Below are 17191 nucleotides of genomic sequence, written 5' to 3'. Positions count from 1 at the left end.
GTTCAACGCACCGAAGCGGCGGGGAGGCCCAATGACCAAGCACTACGCGGGGGCAAGAATCCACACGCTGCGCGCCAACGAGGGGCTCACGCAGGTGGACATGGCGCGCAAGCTCGGCATCTCCACCAGCTACCTCAACCAGCTGGAAAACGACCAGCGGCCCCTCACCGTCACCGTGCTCCTGCAGCTCACGCAGGTCTTCGGGCTGGACGCGACGTTCTTCTCCCCCGACGCCGAGCAGCGCGTCGCCGGCGAACTCGCGGAGCTACTGCCCGGCGCGCCCGAGTCGGAGCTCGCGGAGATCGCGCTGCGCTACCCCGCCGTCGCGCAGGGCATCAAAGACCTTCCCGGGATGCTCGCCGGCGCCGCCAGCAACCCGCACATCGTCGTGCGCGACTTCTTCCAGCAGCACAACAACTACTTCCACGACCTGGACACGGCCGCAGAGGACTTCGCCACCCCGCTCCACGCGCGCCAGCTGCGGCTCACCCGCATCGCCGCCGTGCTAGACCGCGACTTCGGCTACACCGTCCGCTTCAACCAGTACACCGGCGGCGAGCGCTCGGCCGCCAGCGCCGACGCGCGCGAGATCCGCCTGCGCACTGGCCTTTCCGAGGCCCAGCAGTGCTTCGAGCTGTCGTACCACTACGCGCGCATCGCGCACGGGCAGCTTCTCGACGCCCACGCCTCCCCCATCGCCAACCCCCGCGCCCGCCAACTCGCGCGCCACGGCCTGGCGCAGTACTTCGCCGCGGCCGCCACCATGCCGTATTCGCTCATCCTTGAGGCGGCGGAGGAAACCCGCTACGACGTGGACGTGATCTCCGCGCGCTTCGGCACCGGCTTCGAATCCACCTGCCAGCGGCTGGGCACCCTGCAGCGGCCCGGCGCGACCGCCATCCCCTTCGTGTTCATCCGCACCGACCGGGCTGGCAACATCTCGAAGCGGCAGTCCACCACCTCGTTCCACTTCTCCCAGCGCGGCGGGACCTGCCCGCTGTGGGTGGTGCACCGGGCGTTTGAGACCTCCAACCGCGTCACCCGGCAGGTCTCCGTCATGCCCGACGGGCGCACCTACATGTGGGTGGCGCGGATGGTGCAGGGCCCGGCGGTGGAGTTTGGGAAGCCGCGCAAGGAAAGCGCCGTGGCGCTGGGGTGCGACGCCGCCCACGCGGACCGGATGGTCTACGCGGACGGGCTCGACCTGTCGCCGGACTCCGCCACCCCGATCGGGCCGGGGTGCGAGACGTGCCCGCGCCACGGGTGCCCGCAGCGGGCGTTCCCCGCGCTGTGAGTTAGAAAGGAAGGTTAGGCAGGTACTGAGCAGCGAATCCCGCAGCCCCACCAAGCCCGAGCGCGAGAAGCAAGCCGATGATCCAACCGATCGTCGAACCGGCAGAGGAACCTTTACCCTCGTGAGGCGCAGCCACAGTCTTAGTCACTGTTGCGACTGATGCTTGAGGCTGAGCAGTCTCGGTCACTGTCGAAGTAACTTTCGTCGTTTCCGGTGCGACCGGCGGAGCGGTCACGGTCTGGGTCGCAGTTACAGTCTCCTTTGCGGGTGTAGCAGTCTCAGTCCGGGTCGCAGTAACCGTCGAAGCCTCCGGGACTACGGTCTTAGTCACTGTCGAAGTAACTTTCGTCGTTTCCGGTGCGACCGGCGGAGCGGTCACGGTCTGGGTCGCAGTTACAGTCTCCTTTGCGGGTGTAGCAGTCTCAGTCCGGGTCGCAGTAACCGTCGAAACTTCCGGGACTACGGTTTTCGTCACCGTCGACGTGACGGTTGAAGTCTCTGCCGGAGTTGTCGGTGGAGATGGAATCTTGTAGTTACCATCAGGAACGGACGATTTAAGGGAATAATCGTCCTGTACTTCGCCGTAACCAACCAAAACTGTTCCTAGCGCACTACTCGTAGGTCGGCAGGTCAGTAGCGTTCCCCATCCAGGCTGCATACCAAAGCTGAGGTCAATCTCTACCTCTTCACCTGGTGCAATATATCTCTCTCCGCCGTTCGTGTGGCCCCCAACTTGATTAGCTGTGGTGCGCCGAAGCTGGGACTCGAGACGGTCGGTCACCTCTTCAGCCTGCTCACGGGTCGTGCCCTCCTGGAGCCAAACATCAAAGGCTGGCTTCACCAGTTGCGCTGGACCGCCAAAGGCATAGCAATGCAGCTCAAAATCGGTGGGGTTCACAAAAGTGATTGATTCGCCGGGCTTTCCTGCGTCAATGCCACGGCCTTCCGTGGAATCGTCGGAGATATCCACGAACCCCCAGCCGGTCTCATTCTGCGCGGCGACAGCCACGCAATTTACATTTCCGGCCATCAAAGAGGTACCTACGACAACGGCTACCAAGGTTTTAGACAGATTCATGCCAACATTGTGCCATGAAAAGACCAACTATCTAGGAGAAACCGCAGCGCTCTTCATAAAATGCGTTGAAGTGTTTCGCCGGGGCTCAAGACAGAGAACCCCGGCCCTGTGAACTAGTCCAGGTCGGACTTCTTCACCAGGCGGCGCGCTGCCTCCGTGACGGAGCCGGACAGCGACGGGTAGACCGCCATGGAGTTGGCCAGCTGCGCGACGGTGAGGTTGTTGGCCACCGCGATGGTGAGCGAGTGAATGAGCTCGGAGGCGGTCGGCGCAACGATCACGCCGCCGATGACCTGGCCGGAGCCCTTGCGGGCGAAGATCTTGACAAAGCCGTGCTGCAGGGAGCGCATCTTGGCGCGTGCGTTGGTGGCCAGGGGCAGCTTGTACACCTCGGCGGCCACCTCCCCGTCCTTGATCTGCTGCTCGGTCACGCCCACCGCGGCGATCTCGGGGCGGGTGAACACGGCGTTGCCCACGGTCTTAATGCGCAGGGGGGTCACGCCCTCGCCGAGCGCGTGGTCCACGGCGATGCGGCCCTGCTGCGCAGCCACGGATGCCAGCGGCATGAGGTCGGAGCAGTCGCCCGCAGCGTAGATGCCGGAGACGTTGGTGCGGGAGACGCGGTCGACGTGGATGTGGCCCGACGGGGTGGTCTCTACGCCGGCGGCCTCCAGGTTCAGGTCGGCGGTGTTGGGGATGGAGCCGATGGACATCATCACGTGCGAGCCTTCGATGGCGCGCCCGTCGGTGGTGTGGACGACCACGCCGTCGCCGGTGTTTTCCACGCGCTCGACGCGCGCGTCCTTCTCCAGCTGCACGCCGAGGTTGCCCAGGACGGTCTCGAGCACGTCGGCGGCGTCCGCGTCGTCGTGCGGCAGGATGCGGTTGCGCGACGCCACCATGGTCACCTTCACGCCCAGCTCGGCGAAGGCGGAGACGAACTCCGCGCCGGTGACGCCGGAGCCGACGACGATGAGGTGGGTGGGCATCTCGATCAGGTCGTACATCTGGCGCCAGTTGAGGATGCGCTCCCCGTCCGGCTCGGCGCCCTTGAGCACGCGCGGACTCGCGCCGGTGCAGACGAGCACCATGTCGCAGTCGATATGCTCGGTGGTGCCGTCGGCGCACTCGACTTCGAGGCTGTGCGTGGTGTGGCCGTGCTGTTCGTCGGTGAAGTGCGCGCGGCCGTCGATAAAGCGCACGCCCACGCGGTCCAGCTGGGCGCGGATGTCGCGCGACTGCTCGGCCGCCAGCGCCACCACGCGGTTGTTCAACGCGCTCAGCGCCAGGTGCGCCTCGCCCAGGCCGTGGTTGAGGCCCATGTCGTCGGCGCGGCGCAAGTCCGTCTTAATGTTGGCGCCCGCAATGAAGCTTTTCGACGGCACCACGTCCTTCCGGATCGCCGATCCGCCAGCCCCCTGGTCCTCCACCACGATGATCTCCGCGCCGTAGTTCGACGCGACCAGCGCGGCCTCGTACCCTGCCGGACCTCCACCAACAATGACGATCTTCTTCGACACCGAGTTTCTCTCCCCTTTTATTTGCGAGCGGAATTTTTCGTGCGCCAGTGTACAGGCCCGCCTAAGGCTTCGATGCGTTGAAGTACTGCTCCACCACGGAGCCGAAGAAGCGCACGCCGACAGCGATGGCGCGCTCGTCAATGTTCAGGTTGCCCTGGTGCAGGTCGTACTGCTCCCCGCTCCCGCTCCACGCGCCGAGGCGGACCATCGCGCCGGGGACGTGCTCGAGGTACCAGGAGAAGTCCTCCCCGCCCGAGGACTGCGGGGCAGTGACGATCCCGTGCCGGTCCACGGCGCGGCCGGCGGCGGCCGCAAGGGCGGTGGCGGCGTCGTCGTTCAGCACCGGCGGCACGCCGCGCACGTAGTCCAGGTGGTAGGTGCAGCCGGTCGGCGCGACGACCAGGTCGATCAGGTCCGTGAGCAAGTCCTCCAGCCCGCGCCAGGTGGTGATGTCCGCGGTGCGGATCGTCCCGTCCAGCACGCCGACCTTTGGGATCGCGTTCGGGGCGTCGCCGGCCTCCACGTGGCCGAACACCAGCACGGTGCCGGTGCGCGGGTCCACGCGGCGCGACAGCAGCGCCGGCAGCTGCGTCACCAGCGCGCCGAGGGCGTAGACCACGTCCGTGGTCAGCTGCGGCCGCGAGGTGTGGCCGCCCGGCCCCTCCACCCGCACGCTCAGCACGTCTGAGGCAGACGTGATCGCCCCGGCGCGCACGCCGACCTGCCCCACCCGCAGCTTCGGCTCGGTGTGCAGCGCGTAAATCGTGCTCACGTCTTCGAGCGCGCCCCACTTGATCACGTCGAGCGCGCCGCCGCCCATGACCTCTTCGGCCGGTTGGAAGATGACGCGTACGCCGTGGGGCAAGGGTGCTTTGGCAAGCGCACATGCGAGTGCCAGCGCAACGGTGGTGTGGACATCGTGGCCGCACGCGTGGGAGACCCCCGGCTCGGTGGAGGCAAACGAGAGGCCGGTCTGCTCGGTGACCTTCAGGGCGTCAATGTCGGCGCGGAACGCGAGGCGCTCCCCGCCCTCCGGCCCGATGTCCACGTACAGCCCGGTGCCCGGGAACGGGACGGGCTGCAGCCCGTGCGCAACGAGGACGTCGTGGATGAACCTGGTCGTCTGGACCTCTTCGTTGGAAAGCTCGGGGTGGGAGTGCAGATGTCGGCGCCACTCGATGATCTCGTCGTGGTGCTGCGTGACCCATGTGTCCACGGCTGCCGCGATTGATGCCGTGTCTGCCATTGTCCCTCCGGCTCTCTCGATGTGGCGTGTGTTTAGCCTGACAGTCTACGCGCGCACGCCCAGCGCAGAGCTAAAAGTCAATATTGCGCGGCCCGTAGAGGCGATCGCCGGCGTCGCCAAGCCCGGGCACGATGTACGCCTGCTCGTTCAAGCTCGGGTCGATCGCCGCAGTGATGAGCCGGATCGGACCGCCGTGAGCTTGCAGCTTATCGACGCCCGGCTGCGCACTCACCATGCACACACAGGTAATATCGTCCGCCCCGCGGTCAACCAACAGGTCGATCGCGTGGATGAGCGAGCCGCCCGTGGCCAGCATCGGGTCGACGAGGAAGACGGGCTGGCCGGACAGGTCGTCCGGCAGCGCCTCCAGGTACGGCACCGGCTCGTGCGTCTCCTCATTGCGGGCCATGCCGATGAAGCCGACTTGCGCATCCGGGATCATGGACAGCGCGGGATCGATCATGCCGAGGCCGGCGCGGATGATGGGGACGATGATCGGCGGCGTCTTCAACCGGGACCCCTGGGCGGTATCCACCGGGGTGACGGTGTCGAAGGTTTCGACCTCGAGGTCGCGGGAGGCCTCGTAGATCAGCATGGCGCCGAGGTCCGCGAGTGCCGCGCGGAAGGCTGCGTTGTTGCTGCGCTCGTCGCGCATGATGGTCAGGCGGGAGGCGGCAAGGGGATGATTCACAACGGTGATGTCCATGACTCTCCATGCTAACCCACTGGCGCGAAACGACCGCGAAACAACGAGGTCCAGCGGGCGCGACAAAAAATCTGCCACTTTTTTGGCTCTCGATGGAACCGGGGGCGCCTTCGCTGCGTCTAATACTGCATGAACGTATTTGAACTCGACGCCACATATGTCCGCTCCCACACCGATGCGCTGCGCAATGACGCAGCATCGCTTGCGCCCCTGTCCGAACTGCCCATCCCCGCCACCGGCCCGCTCGCCAACTTCGCCCGCGCCACCGCTGGCGCCATCCGCTGCTCCAACGGCAAGGCCGAAGAGCTGCAGGAGGCCGCCCGCCGGATCGCGGGCAACATGGACCTCACGCTGCAGGCAGCCCACTGCGTAGACGAGACCACGGGGCTCACCCTGGAGGGCGCGCTATGAGCACAGCAACGCCATCGCCCCTGACCGCGTTCGCCCAACATCCCACCTTCACCGCGGTGCGCGATACCGCGCGGGGCTCGTGCATCGACCCGCTTTACGCGGCCACGAAGATCTTCGCGTCCTGCCCGGAGATCTTCCCGACGCTCCCGCCGTTTTCCACCCCGCAGTTCGCCGCGTTCGACCCGCTCGCCAGCGTCGTCGGCGCCGATGCGGGCCGCTACCGCGACGCCGTCACCGCGCTGACCGAGCAGCGCGACGAGATCAGCGACATCGTCGTCACCGGGACCACGCTCGTTGCCACGGCGGTGGGCGAGCTCGTGGACACCGCCATCTCGATGGTCCGCAACGCGTCCGCCGCTGCCGCCGCAGCTGCCGTCGGCGGTCCGCTCGCGCAGCTCTCCGCCGCCGCGCCCGTGGTGATCACCGGCCTGCTCAAGGCTGGCGCGATCCTGGAAACCCTGGGCAATGACCTCGACGGCCTCGCCGACCGGCTGAACCAGACGACGCTGGCGATGCACGCCCGGGAGGCGCTGGTGGCGTCGCCGGTCGCGCAGGAAGCGCAGCGCACGCTCGGCGAGCTGGTCGATCGCTCTCCCCTGGCCGCGATCCGTCCCACCGCCACCCCGGTGCCGGAAACCCGCCCGGCGGCGCAGCCGATGGCGGCGAGCGTGGGCGGCGGCGAACCCGGCCCCGCGGGCGATGCGACCCCGCCGGAGCTCGGCGAGCCGGTGAGCCCTGCGAGTACGGCCGGGTCCGCTGCGGTGCAGGCGGCGAAGTCGCAGATCGGCACCCCGTACACCTGGGGCGGCAGCCAGCCCGGCGGCTTCGACTGCTCCGGTCTCACCTCCTGGGCGTACGGGCAGGCCGGGGTGGACATCCCGCGCACCGCAGCGGAGCAGGCCGTCGGCCAGCAGGTGGCGTACGAGGACCTGCAGGAGGGCGACCTGGTGGTGTGGGACGGCCACGTCGCCATGTACGCCGGCGACGGGATGATGATCGAGGCGGGCGACCCCGTCCAGCTCAATCCGGTGCGCACCGAGAACATCGGCATGCCGTTCCGCGGCTTCTGGCGTCCGACGGCGTAGCCGGGAGGGGTAGCGGGTTGGGTGCGTCGCGCGCGGCGACCTTTAGTAAAGTTTGCGTTCATGAGCACGCGCGCGATCCTCCCCGTCAAGATTTCACTGACCCAGGGCGATTTCTACACCCTGTGGGCCCCGACCTGGAAGGAGCACGGCTCCGAGTGGCAGGCGTTCCTCGGAGACGACCAGTCCATCCTGGTGTTTAATTCACCGGCCGAGCTGCTGGCGTACATCAATACCCACGCCGAGCACGACCTGACGGACCACCCGAAGTGGGCGCACTTTAGCGGCCAGGGCGACGACCGCGTCGTGCCGGACGAGAAGCACACGTTCGACATCATCGGCGCGCCCGAGTACTTGGCGGGGCGCCCGAGCCACGTCAACGTCTCGTCGCTGGGCGGCGTGCTGCAGATTGCGCGCTCGCTGGCCGACGTGGCCAGCGCGGAGCACGCGCAGATCTTCTTCGCCTCGCACTCGGTGCTGGGCAACGTGGCGCGCGGCGCCGACCACTACGCGGGCGAGAACGGCATGGACGAGTGGACCGGGCTCGGCCACGTCATCCTGGCCAACTGGAAGGAGGTCGTGGAGTCGCTCGATGGCGCTGTGCGCTTGGTGTCGGCGGATGAGCTGGATGCTGCGGCCGTCGATAATGCGACTGCATCGATCGAGTCCGCCCAGGCGACGCGCGCCGCGAACAAGGAGCGCGAGGAGGCGGCGGAGAAGGAGCAGGCCGCCGCGGCGGACCCGTACGACGCCACGGTGTGGGCCAACGCCGGCATCGACCCGGTCAAGATCTCCATCCAGGGCAAGAGCGTGTACACCCTGCGCACCTACCTCGGCTCCGCCCCGGTGTTCATGGGCAAGTACGGCGAGATCATGACGTTCCCGTCCACGAAGCACCTCGGCCGCTGGATCCTGCAGAACGACGAGCACGACCTGGCCTCCCTGTCCACCTGGCCGGACTTGGTCAACGCCGCCAACGCTGGCGACCTGAAGGTGGAGGTCCACCCGGACAACTCCTACTCGTTCAACGGGCTTGCGCAGGACATCGCGAAGGGGGTCGACACCGTGGACACCCAGCAGATGGCGAAGGCGTACGAGCTGCTTGCCGACGCCGCCGACTGGGCCAAGGACGACTCCCTCAACTCCTTCCTGCTGGCCAACCCGCGCTTCCAGGACTACCTGGCCTACATGCTCGGTTCCACCGAGGCCGCAGGCTACGTCCCGTCCGCCCCATTCACGGATAAGGCGGAATCGTGGACCGAGATGGAAAACCAGCTGATCAAGCGCTTCTCCAAGTTCTAGAAAGCTTCAGGCATCCCACGCCATGACCCCAGATCAGGTCGATCCCCTTATCACCACTATCTACCGTTGGTTCGACGTCTCCGGTGTGCTGCTCATGGGCATCATCGGAGGAACCCTAGCCCGCCACCGCGGCTACGACATCATCGGTTTCTTCTTCATCGCCATGCTGTCCGCCCTCGGCGGGGGCATGCTTCGCGACGTCCTGATCAACCAGGGCACCGTCGCCGCCATGAACCAACCCGAGTACCTCATCTTGGCGTTCACGGGCGCGCTCATCGCCCGCTTCACCTACTTCAAGGGCAAGGCCTGGGAGCTCTTACAAAGCCACGGCGACGCGTTCGTCTCCGCGCTGTGGGCCGCCACGGGCGCGGGCAAGGCGATCACGTACGGCCTGCCCATCCTGCCCACGATCATGATGGGCGTGTTCACGGCGACGGGCGGCGGCATGATCCGCGACGTGGTCACCGGGCGCGAGCCGTCCATTTTCGGCGACAACCAGCCGACGGTCATCCCGGCGGTCGCCTGCGCGCTGATCATGCTGCTGGGCAACGCGACCGGGTTCCTCGCCGTGGGCATGGTGCTGGGGCCGATCGTCAGCTTCGCGCTGTTCCTCGCCGGCTACTGGGGGAATTGGCGCGTGTCCACCAACCCGGAGTACGCCCCGGTGAATGAGACCGCGGTACAGGTGGCGCACCTGGCCAAGAAGGCGGAGCACCGCTCGCGCGCCGTCGCCCGCGAGCTGGAGCCGACCCGCGTGCGCTCGTGGCGCCACCGCCAGATGGAGAAGGCGCTGCAGCGACGCATCGAAAGCGAGGTGCGCAAGGGCAAGCGCCGCGCCACCGCGCAGACGGAGGCGGACGATTTCCTGCAGGAGTTCACCCACGAGTTCTCCGCCATCGACCCGACGATGCTGGACAAGGCCGAGCAATCGCCTCGCGACGCCACTGAGCCCGCCGAGCCCGAGAGCCTCCTCGACGGCCTGGGCGTGGACCTCGCCGGCGACTCGTACGACGACGACCCAGCCCCCGAGGACCGCCGCCCCGCCGACGCCGACACAATTGCAATGCACAACGACATGCTCGATACGATCCTCGCTGACGACAAGCTCACCGACGAGCTCATCGAGCGCCTCGCCGCCCGCTACGCCCAGAACGACGAGTAGCGCCGCCCGCGCGTCCGTCCGCGGGCCCGTGGCAGGCAGCGCGTACGATCATGCGATGTGTTTGTGCAACGGAGAAGTGTCGCTGCCGTGGCGGTGGCGTCGATAGCCATCGCGGTGCCTGCCGCCCCGAACCTGGCGGTCGCGCAGGAGACGTCCACGACTGCGCTCACCCCAGGCCCCGGCCACTTTGACGAGTTTGGCAACTGGGTCCCACCGGTGCGCGACCGCGCCCCGGACACCGACAGCTGCCCGAACGCGCAGCGGCCGTCGGCAGCAATGTCCACCTCCGAGCGGCTCGCGCCGGGCCAGCCCACGCCGACGCCGCCGCCGCAGGTCTACGACGGCCCCTGCGGCGTGATCGTCCCGCCCGGTTATGCGGTGCCGAGCGACGTGTACGCCTCCGCCTGGGCCGTGTTCGACGCCGACTCCGGCGAGGTCCTCGCGATGAAGGACCCGCACGGGCGGTACCGGCCGGCCTCGATTATCAAGGTCCTGCTCGCGCTCGTGGTGATCAACGAGCTCCCGCTGGACCAACAGGTCCCGGTCTCGGAAGCGTCCGCGAACCAGGAGGGCTCGCGCGCCGGCATCGGGGCGGGCGGCACCTACACCGTCAACGACCTCCTGCACGGCCTGCTCATGGCGTCTGGCAACGATACCGCCCACGCCCTCGCCCAGGCGATCGGCGGCGACGACGCGGCGCTGCGCAAGGTCAACGCGCTCGCCCAGGACCTCGGCATGCGCGATACCTACGTCGCGTCCTACTCCGGGCTCGACGCCCCCGGCATGTCTACCTCCGCCTGGGACCTGTCGCTGGCCTACCGCGCCGCGTTCCAGAACCAGACCTTTGCCGGCATCGTGGACACGGATTCCTACGAGTTCCCCGGCTTCGACGACCTGCCCGGCTTCCAGCTCTGGAACGACAACCAGCTCTACCTCAACGACCCCGAAGGCATCGGCGGCAAAACCGGCTACACCGACGACGCCAACCACACCTTCGTCGGCGGCGTGCACCACGACGGTCGCCGCCTCGTTGCGGTGCTCCTGGACACCACCGTCGGCGAGCACCGGGCGTGGGGCCAGGCCCAGGAGCTCCTCGCCGCCGCCTACCCCGTCGCCGCGGGCCAGGGCGTCGCATCGCTTGACGACGCCACCGCCCCCTCCACCTCGCCCTCCACCACTCCCCTCGCTCCGGGTCCGGACGAGGGGGCGTCGACAAGCACTGATGCGCAAAAAGCGCCGGCGACCACCCCGTGGAAGTCCATCGGGATCGTCGCCGGCGTGGCCGTGCTGGCGCTGGTGGCGCTGGCGCTTAGCCTCGGGTCAAGAGGGACACCACCCCGACACCGACGGCGCCGATAGCCGCGCCGACACCGAGCGCCTTGCCGGTGTTGGAATTCTGGCGGGCGGCGCCGGAGCGCACGTTGATCACGGCGGGCTCCGGCACCTCCGCGGGCGCACGCTTCAGGCTCTCCTGGGTTGTCGCGGTCCACGCGGACATGTACAGGACGACGCGCCAGATCAGATAGAGCACAACCATCAGGGAGATCAGCGGGCCGAAGATGGCGCCCGCCGGGTTGCCGGTCATCGAGCCGATGATGAGGCCGGCGAACTGCTTGATCACCTCGAAGACGATCGCGCCGAGCAGCGCGCCCTGCATGCCGGACTTCACCGGCACCTTCGTGCGCGGCAGGAACATCACGACCCACAGCATGACGAGGAAGTTCGCCAGGATGCCCACGAGCAGCCCGACGACCCACACCAGCACGCGCGCGCCCGGGACCTGGTCCAGGCCGATGTACTCGAGCAGTTGGTCCGTCCAGCCCGACACACCGAGCGCGGTGACGGCGAACGCGACGACGAACAGCACAATGAGGCCGATCAGGCCAACGAGGTCCCACAGCTTCTTGGACACGAAGCCGCCGCCCTCGTTGGCGTCCAGGTTCCACATCGCGGAGACGCCGACGCGCAGGTTGTTCATCCAGCCCAGTCCGGACCACAGGGTGGTGAGCAGGCCGATGCCGGCGACCGCGCCGCGCTGATCAATCGCGGACTGGATGAGGTCATTGACCATGCTGCCCATGTCGCCCTCCAGGCTCTCGCTGACCTGGTTCTGGATGTCCTGCATGAGGTCCGGGCGGGCGTTGAGGAAGAAACCGAGGCCGGCGAAAACCAGCATCAAAAGCGGGAAGAGCGAGAGCACGGAAAAGTACGTGATGCCCGCGGCGTAGTGGTTGCCGCCCTGGGCGCCGAAGCGGTCGTTCATGCGCAACAGGTGGCCAACGGCGGGCGCCTTCTTCTGCACCCCGCCCATGGCGCCGTCCTGCTGCTGCTTCGTGGCACGCTCAATGCCGTGCTCGTCGGTGTACGCCTTGGACGGCGACGTCGATGTTGCCATGCGGCAATCCTTCCTCACTCAGTGGACTGTTGTCAGCACCACAATCGTAGAGGAAGCGTTGGGGCGTCGATACTTGATGCCCCGTGTGGTGCTAGGCGCGCTTGAGAAAACCGGTCTTCTCGTAGACATCGGCGAGCAGCGGCGCGGCGACCTCGCGGGCGCGCTCCGCACCGCGGGCGAGGATGGCCTCGAGCTCCGCCTGGTCCGACATGAGCTCGTCGTAGCGGGCGCGCAGCGGGGTGGTGAACGCCTCGAGCGCGTCCGCCGTGTCCACCTTGAGCGCGCCGTACCCCTGGCCCTCGTAGCCGGCGACCAGGTCATCGATGGACTTGCCCGTCAGCGCCGACTGGATGACCAGCAGGTTGGACACGCCCGGCTTGTTCTCCTTGTCGTAGGCGATGACGCCGTCCGCGTCGGTCACGGCCGAGCGGATGCGCTTTGCCGACGTCTTCGGCGCGTCCAGCAAATTGATCAGGCCCTTCGGGTTCTGGCCCGACTTGCTCATCTTGGAGGTCGGATCCTGCAGGTCATAGATCTTCGCCGCGCCCTCCGGGATGAAGCCCTCCGGCACCACGAAAGTCTCGCCGCGCTTGGCGTTGAAGCGCTCCGCCAGGTTGCGTGTCAGCTCGAGGTGCTGGCGCTGGTCCTCGCCCACCGGCACGAGCTGCGGGGAGTACAGCAGGATGTCCGCGGCCATCAAGACGGGATAAGTAAACAGGCCCACCGAGGTGCGGTCCTGCCCCTGCTTCTGGCTCTTGTCCTTGAACTGGGTCATGCGGCTGGCCTCGCCAAAGCCGGTCAGGCACTGCAGCACCCAGGTCAGCTCCGCGTGCTCCGGCACGTGCGACTGCACGAACAGGGTGGACTTCTCCGGGTCGATGCCCAGCGCAATCAGCTGCGCGCAGCCGGCGATCGTGCGCTGGCGCAGCTCCTCCGGGTCCTGCTCCACCGTGATCGCATGCAGGTCCGGGATGAAGTAGAACGCCTCGTAGTCGTCCTGCAGGTCAATCCACTGCTTCAGCGCACCGAGGTAGTTCCCCAGGTGATAGGAGTCGGCGGTGGGCTGGATTCCGGAAAGGACGCGTTTCATACACCACATATTAACCCGATACGTAATCGAGGGAACCGGGGGTTCTTTATCGCTACGATGAAGCCCACGAAAAGAGCAGCGATGACTGTAAGTAACCGCCCTGAGACAGTTCAGGATGCCAAGGGAGAACATCCGCACCGTGGCTAGACTTCATTCGAGAAGCTGATCCTCAAGAGAACGCGAGGGCAACGGCAGATCCGCGTCACTGATGAAATGCGTCGCATCGTCTCGTTTGATTCCTCAACGTGCGTATCACTGCCCTCCAGCTCGACCCGATCAGCCCGCTCCAGAGCTTCGGCCACCAGATCATCGCCGACTGCTTCGGCGGTGACGTCTCCGTTGGCCTGGCCAGCCAGAACAAAAAGGGCACCGTACGGCTGTCGCTGACCGAAGCCGGTCGCACAGACCCTCTCCTCGGCCCCCTCATCCTCGAGCCGGTTGTCGTCGAATCCCACCACGACGCAGTAGTGTCACTCCCGCCCGGCGCGCAACTACTCGGTTCGAGTGCTCACTGCCCTATCCAGGCAATGCGGCTCGGCCCCATCGTTTCGGTGCAGTTCTACCCCGAATGCGCCCCTGATGTCGCAGGTCAATGGGCTGCACGCAGCAATTACGACGCCACCACCGTCGCCCAAGATCTCTCGCGTCACGTCGACCGCCTCACCCATACCGGCGACACCCTCGCCACCGGCTCCGTCCATGCCGCCCAGGTGTGGCGGTAGTTGCGGTAGGTATTTCAGATTTCGCCTACCACTTGCTCGACCCGACTAGTAGTACAGGGACGCAGCACTGCTAGAAATCAGCGCTGACAAGCAGCTTTCGCGATCTAACCTGCCATACCCGGCGCGTTGGAAAAATTGGGGGTTGACACGCCAGCCTTTCCGGTTCTATGGTTACCCACATGAGTGGTAAACCCATATACCAACAGATTGCCGATGAGTTACGTGACCTCATCGGCGCTGGCACCCTCGCCCCCGGCGACCGGGTGCCGTCCACCAACGAGTTGTCCGCCTATCACTCCGTCAACCCAACAACCTCCGCCAAGGCGCTCACCGAACTATTCGACGAGGGCCTGCTGGAAAAGCGTCGCGGGCTCGGCATGTTTGTTCTAGAGAGTGCGCGTGACCAGGTATTAGGTACGCGTCGCGAGGCATTTGCCCGCAACTTTGTCCAACCGCTTGTCCATGAGGCCAACCAGCTCGGCATCACCACCGAGGAGCTGGCCGCAATGATTAAAAAGGAGCGCCCCCAATGAACCCCGGCTTCTACGCGCTGGTCGGTCCAAACGCCGCCGGCAAAACCCACTTCCTACACACACTCATGGGCCCGCACGCCGCGTTTGTCCCGGCTGGTGCGGACGCGAAGTTTGCGGGCACGACCGTAGACGACCACCTGCGCGCGGTCGCGGCCATCCACCCACATGCAGAGCTCGACTTCCCCAACACCCGTATCAGGGACCTCTCCGTTGGGCAGCGCCGACTCCTCACCATCGAGGTAGCCCTAGCCATCGGCGAGGACCTGTTACTCCTCGACGAGCCGTTTGACGGCATCGACACCACCACCCGCAAACAGGTCCGCCAGCGGCTGATTGACTACATCGCGGAGAACCCGCAGCGCAGCGTAGTGATGGCGTCGCATCGCGCCGAGGACTTCGCCGGTTTGGCCACCCATGTCATGCAGACATTCGATCACGAGGTCTCGCGCCCTGTCCCACTCGACGACGCCCGCCTGCGTTTTCCGACGGTCACCGGCCCCACCGCCGAGATCAAAGAACTTATCGCCCGCTTCCCTGTTGCGGAGTCAGCGAGCCTCGGGCCGACGACACGCGCCACTTTCACCGAACCCATCAGTGAGAACGATGTCCACCTACCCATCGAGTACCCGGACGATGCCGAACTCATCGACCTCCTTGCGACAGAAAGGCCCGCACGATGAAACTCTTCCTCAGCCCCTTCAAGCCGCTGTCCTACCTGGTGGCGTTGGCCGTATTACTGATCCTGGCCCCTCTGGGCCGTTTCTACAGTGGAGACGGTTCCTTCTGGACCATCTTCGGAGGCTTCGCCCTGACCGCCCTATTTTTCCACGCTGGCACGCAGTGGAGCGCGTTAAACCAGCTCGGCGCGAGCTTTTCCGCGTGGATGAACTCTGCAACAATCACCGCCGTCATTGCGGCGGTGATACTTGGAGTGCCCACCGCGGCATCCTCGATCTACAACCAGTTCAAGAACCCGTACTACCAGCCCTATGACCTGTTCCTCTTCACCAACGGCGCAGACGTACCCTGGACGGACACGAACGGCGATGCCTACATCATGGCGAACGCCGGGCAAGACACCACATCTATGACCCTGACGATGCTGCTCCACATCGCGTTCTTCTTCGTGGCTGCCATCGTGGGGGTTGCGCTCGGTTTGGTCTACGCCTCCTACGGCACCGGGCGCGGCCTCATCACCGCATTTTCCACGTTCCTCATGGCGGTGGCGCTGTACTGGGCAATAGAGTTCCCTGTACGCGATTGGGACACCGCCGCTGCCAGTGGCATATACGCCGCATGCCTGGTCACACTCGCCGTCAGCGCGATAGCGTTTCGTAGCACAAAGCGCTTCGTGCCCTAGCAACCACTCGCACCTCCGCTACCGCTCTAGCCACTCCGAGCGCAGGATGCCGTGGCGGGAACAGCACGCCTCCCAGCCGAACGGGCTGATCTTGACCACCATGCGGCGCTCGCACACCGGGCAGATGCGCGGCGCGTCATAGGGGCGGTTCGGGTTCACGGGCAGCTGAATCTCGCCGGACAGGACAGCGTCGGCGAGCTCAGTGCTGTCGGGAACGCGCATTAGAGGGCCTTGATGGTGTCGTAGACCGCGCCGTGGCCGGACTTCATCTTCTGGCCGACCGGGGTGATGCCCAGGTCAAGCACGCGGTCGACGGCCTCGCGGTCCTGCTCGATCGGGCGGCCCAGGGTGGTCAGGTAGTTGCCGCCGATGATGGCGTTGGCGCCGCCGAGGAGGCCGGCTTCGGTGCCGTCGTCGCCGAGCGCGAGCTCGGTGCCGCCAGCGAAACGCAGCTGGGCGGTCGGCATGGCCAGGCGGAACGCCGCGACGGCGCGCAGCGCCTCGCCCTGCGGAACCAGCGGGCGGTCCTCAAACGGGGTGCCCGGGCGCGGGTCGAGGAAGTTCATCGGGACCTCGTGCGGCTGAATCTCCGCGAGCTGGGTGGCAAACTCGGCGCGCTGCTCCAGGGACTCGCCCAGGCCGATGATGCCGCCGCAGCAGGTTTCCATGCCCTCGGCCAGCACGTACTCGAGCGTGTTTTTGCGCTCCTCCCAGGTGTGGGTGGTCACCACGTTGGGGAAGTAAGACTTCGCGGTCTCAAAGTTGTGGTTGTAGCGCGACACGCCCATCTCCTTGAGCTGGCGCGCCTGGTCCTGGGTGAGGATGCCCAGGGATGCGGAGATGGAGATGTCCACCTCGTCCTGGATGGCCTTGACCGCGGCGGCAACCTGGTCGAGCAGCTGCTGGGTCGGGCCCTTCACTGCGGCGACGATGCAGAACTCGCCCGCACCCATCTTCTCGGACTGCTTGGCAGCCTCGACGAGCTCGTTGATGTCCAGGGTCACGGCGCGGACCGGGGACTCGAACAGGCCGGACTGGGAGCAGAAGTGGCAGTCCTCGGGGCAGCCACCGGTTTTCAGGGAGATGATGCCTTCCAGCGACACGTCAACGCCGCAGTGCTTGATGCGGGTCTCGTGCGCGATCTCCAGCAGCTCCTGGAGGTCCTCGTCCGGAACCTGGAGGACCTGCAGGATCTCCTCCTGGTTCAGGCCCTCGCCCTTCTCCAGGGCCTTTTCGCGTGCAATATCAAGAATAGGTGCGTGTGACATTGGTTAAACTCCGTTCTCAATG

The 17191-nt window shown here is 66.3% G+C and carries 18 protein-coding genes; 10 read left to right on the top strand and 8 right to left on the bottom strand.

Annotated features, from left to right (window positions below; all coding sequences use genetic code 11):
• Positions 1-31: 31 nt before the first annotated feature.
• Positions 32-1294, top strand: a complete 1263-nt coding sequence (locus CKJ85_RS03600) for a short-chain fatty acyl-CoA regulator family protein (protein WP_095553422.1) — start codon at positions 32-34, stop codon at positions 1292-1294.
• A gap of 1 nt (position 1295) precedes the next feature.
• Here CKJ85_RS03600 and CKJ85_RS11765 read toward each other — a convergent pair whose 3' ends face one another.
• From CKJ85_RS11765 to upp, 4 genes are all read right to left on the bottom strand, one after another.
• On the bottom strand, positions 1296-2372 hold the full coding sequence (locus CKJ85_RS11765) for a hypothetical protein (protein WP_143340133.1): 1077 nt from the start codon (positions 2370-2372) through the stop codon (positions 1296-1298).
• A gap of 113 nt (positions 2373-2485) precedes the next feature.
• On the bottom strand, positions 2486-3892 hold the full coding sequence (locus CKJ85_RS03595) for an NAD(P)H-quinone dehydrogenase (RefSeq protein ID WP_095277660.1): 1407 nt from the start codon (positions 3890-3892) through the stop codon (positions 2486-2488).
• 61 nt (positions 3893-3953) lie between these two features.
• Positions 3954-5138 carry an amidohydrolase gene (locus tag CKJ85_RS03590; protein ID WP_095553421.1) on the bottom strand — a complete coding sequence of 395 codons (1185 nt, stop codon included), beginning with the start codon at positions 5136-5138 and terminating at the stop codon, positions 3954-3956.
• A 70-nt stretch (positions 5139-5208) separates the two neighbouring features.
• A complete protein-coding gene (upp, locus tag CKJ85_RS03585; protein WP_095537178.1) occupies positions 5209-5844 on the bottom strand; it encodes a uracil phosphoribosyltransferase in 636 nt (211 codons plus the stop codon).
• A 129-nt stretch (positions 5845-5973) separates the two neighbouring features.
• Here upp and CKJ85_RS03580 point away from each other — a divergent pair, with 129 nt between their 5' ends.
• From CKJ85_RS03580 to CKJ85_RS03560, 5 genes are all read left to right on the top strand, one after another.
• A complete protein-coding gene (locus tag CKJ85_RS03580) occupies positions 5974-6255 on the top strand; it encodes a hypothetical protein (RefSeq protein WP_095547576.1) in 282 nt (93 codons plus the stop codon).
• On the top strand, positions 6252-7340 hold the full coding sequence (locus CKJ85_RS03575) for a C40 family peptidase (protein WP_095547577.1): 1089 nt from the start codon (positions 6252-6254) through the stop codon (positions 7338-7340). The genes CKJ85_RS03580 and CKJ85_RS03575 overlap by 4 nt, the downstream gene beginning before the upstream one ends.
• Before the next feature lie 60 nt (positions 7341-7400).
• Positions 7401-8639: a hypothetical protein gene (locus CKJ85_RS03570; RefSeq protein WP_095553420.1), complete on the top strand. Its 1239-nt coding sequence runs from the start codon at positions 7401-7403 to the stop codon at positions 8637-8639.
• Between the two features lie 22 nt (positions 8640-8661).
• On the top strand, positions 8662-9801 hold the full coding sequence (locus CKJ85_RS03565) for a trimeric intracellular cation channel family protein (protein WP_095277673.1): 1140 nt from the start codon (positions 8662-8664) through the stop codon (positions 9799-9801).
• Positions 9802-9864: 63 nt separating this feature from the next.
• Positions 9865-11160 (top strand): D-alanyl-D-alanine carboxypeptidase family protein, encoded by a 1296-nt coding sequence (locus tag CKJ85_RS03560; protein ID WP_233126929.1) that lies wholly within the window; start codon positions 9865-9867, stop codon positions 11158-11160.
• Here the strand turns inward: CKJ85_RS03560 and CKJ85_RS03555 are convergent.
• Positions 11111-12196, bottom strand: a complete 1086-nt coding sequence (locus CKJ85_RS03555) for a YhjD/YihY/BrkB family envelope integrity protein (RefSeq protein WP_095553419.1) — start codon at positions 12194-12196, stop codon at positions 11111-11113. The genes CKJ85_RS03560 and CKJ85_RS03555 overlap by 50 nt on opposite strands.
• A 91-nt stretch (positions 12197-12287) precedes the next feature.
• Positions 12288-13295 (bottom strand): tryptophan--tRNA ligase, encoded by a 1008-nt coding sequence (gene trpS, locus CKJ85_RS03550; protein ID WP_095547581.1) that lies wholly within the window; start codon positions 13293-13295, stop codon positions 12288-12290.
• A gap of 236 nt (positions 13296-13531) precedes the next feature.
• Between trpS and CKJ85_RS03545 the strand changes: the two genes are divergently transcribed.
• The 4 genes from CKJ85_RS03545 to CKJ85_RS03530 all read left to right on the top strand — a co-directional run bounded on the left by CKJ85_RS03545 (position 13532) and on the right by CKJ85_RS03530 (position 15901).
• The gene (locus tag CKJ85_RS03545) at positions 13532-14008 is read left to right on the top strand and encodes a type 1 glutamine amidotransferase (protein WP_095553418.1); all 477 of its coding nucleotides are present in this window, start codon (positions 13532-13534) and stop codon (positions 14006-14008) included.
• A gap of 179 nt (positions 14009-14187) precedes the next feature.
• Positions 14188-14541 (top strand): GntR family transcriptional regulator, encoded by a 354-nt coding sequence (locus tag CKJ85_RS03540; RefSeq protein ID WP_095536466.1) that lies wholly within the window; start codon positions 14188-14190, stop codon positions 14539-14541.
• Positions 14538-15221, top strand: coding sequence for a hypothetical protein (locus tag CKJ85_RS03535; RefSeq protein WP_095553417.1), 684 nt, complete (start codon positions 14538-14540; stop codon positions 15219-15221). The genes CKJ85_RS03540 and CKJ85_RS03535 overlap by 4 nt, the downstream gene beginning before the upstream one ends.
• Positions 15218-15901, top strand: coding sequence for a hypothetical protein (locus CKJ85_RS03530; RefSeq protein WP_095553416.1), 684 nt, complete (start codon positions 15218-15220; stop codon positions 15899-15901). Before CKJ85_RS03535 ends, CKJ85_RS03530 begins: the two co-directional genes overlap by 4 nt.
• An 18-nt stretch (positions 15902-15919) precedes the next feature.
• On the opposite strand, the gene CKJ85_RS03525 is transcribed toward CKJ85_RS03530, so the two are convergent.
• Positions 15920-16123, bottom strand: a complete 204-nt coding sequence (locus CKJ85_RS03525) for a hypothetical protein (protein WP_095553415.1) — start codon at positions 16121-16123, stop codon at positions 15920-15922.
• Positions 16123-17169 carry a biotin synthase BioB gene (gene bioB, locus CKJ85_RS03520; protein WP_095553414.1) on the bottom strand — a complete coding sequence of 349 codons (1047 nt, stop codon included), beginning with the start codon at positions 17167-17169 and terminating at the stop codon, positions 16123-16125. The genes CKJ85_RS03525 and bioB overlap by 1 nt, the downstream gene beginning before the upstream one ends.
• Positions 17170-17191 lie beyond the last annotated feature (22 nt).

The sequence above is a fragment of the Corynebacterium sp. NML 150383 genome (assembly GCF_002285085.1).
GTDB lineage: Bacteria > Actinomycetota > Actinomycetes > Mycobacteriales > Mycobacteriaceae > Corynebacterium > Corynebacterium gottingense.
This window is presented reverse-complemented; position numbering and strand designations above follow the sequence as displayed.

Bases quoted from the DNA above. Each gene is read 5' to 3' on its own strand.
- CKJ85_RS03600 (WP_095553422.1), top strand. From the start codon at position 32: ATGACCAAGCACTACGCGGGGGCAAGAATCCACACGCTGCGCGCCAAC.
- CKJ85_RS11765 (WP_143340133.1), bottom strand. From the start codon at position 2,372: ATGAATCTGTCTAAAACCTTGGTAGCCGTTGTCGTAGGTACCTCTTTG.
- CKJ85_RS03590 (WP_095553421.1), bottom strand. From the start codon at position 5,138: ATGGCAGACACGGCATCAATCGCGGCAGCCGTGGACACATGGGTCACG.
- upp (WP_095537178.1), bottom strand. From the start codon at position 5,844: ATGGACATCACCGTTGTGAATCATCCCCTTGCCGCCTCCCGCCTGACC.
- CKJ85_RS03580 (WP_095547576.1), top strand. From the start codon at position 5,974: ATGAACGTATTTGAACTCGACGCCACATATGTCCGCTCCCACACCGAT.
- CKJ85_RS03575 (WP_095547577.1), top strand. From the start codon at position 6,252: ATGAGCACAGCAACGCCATCGCCCCTGACCGCGTTCGCCCAACATCCC.
- CKJ85_RS03570 (WP_095553420.1), top strand. From the start codon at position 7,401: ATGAGCACGCGCGCGATCCTCCCCGTCAAGATTTCACTGACCCAGGGC.
- CKJ85_RS03565 (WP_095277673.1), top strand. From the start codon at position 8,662: ATGACCCCAGATCAGGTCGATCCCCTTATCACCACTATCTACCGTTGG.
- CKJ85_RS03555 (WP_095553419.1), bottom strand. From the start codon at position 12,196: ATGGCAACATCGACGTCGCCGTCCAAGGCGTACACCGACGAGCACGGC.
- trpS (WP_095547581.1), bottom strand. From the start codon at position 13,295: ATGTGGTGTATGAAACGCGTCCTTTCCGGAATCCAGCCCACCGCCGAC.
- CKJ85_RS03540 (WP_095536466.1), top strand. From the start codon at position 14,188: ATGAGTGGTAAACCCATATACCAACAGATTGCCGATGAGTTACGTGAC.
- CKJ85_RS03535 (WP_095553417.1), top strand. From the start codon at position 14,538: ATGAACCCCGGCTTCTACGCGCTGGTCGGTCCAAACGCCGCCGGCAAA.
- CKJ85_RS03530 (WP_095553416.1), top strand. From the start codon at position 15,218: ATGAAACTCTTCCTCAGCCCCTTCAAGCCGCTGTCCTACCTGGTGGCG.
- CKJ85_RS03525 (WP_095553415.1), bottom strand. From the start codon at position 16,123: ATGCGCGTTCCCGACAGCACTGAGCTCGCCGACGCTGTCCTGTCCGGC.
- bioB (WP_095553414.1), bottom strand. From the start codon at position 17,169: ATGTCACACGCACCTATTCTTGATATTGCACGCGAAAAGGCCCTGGAG.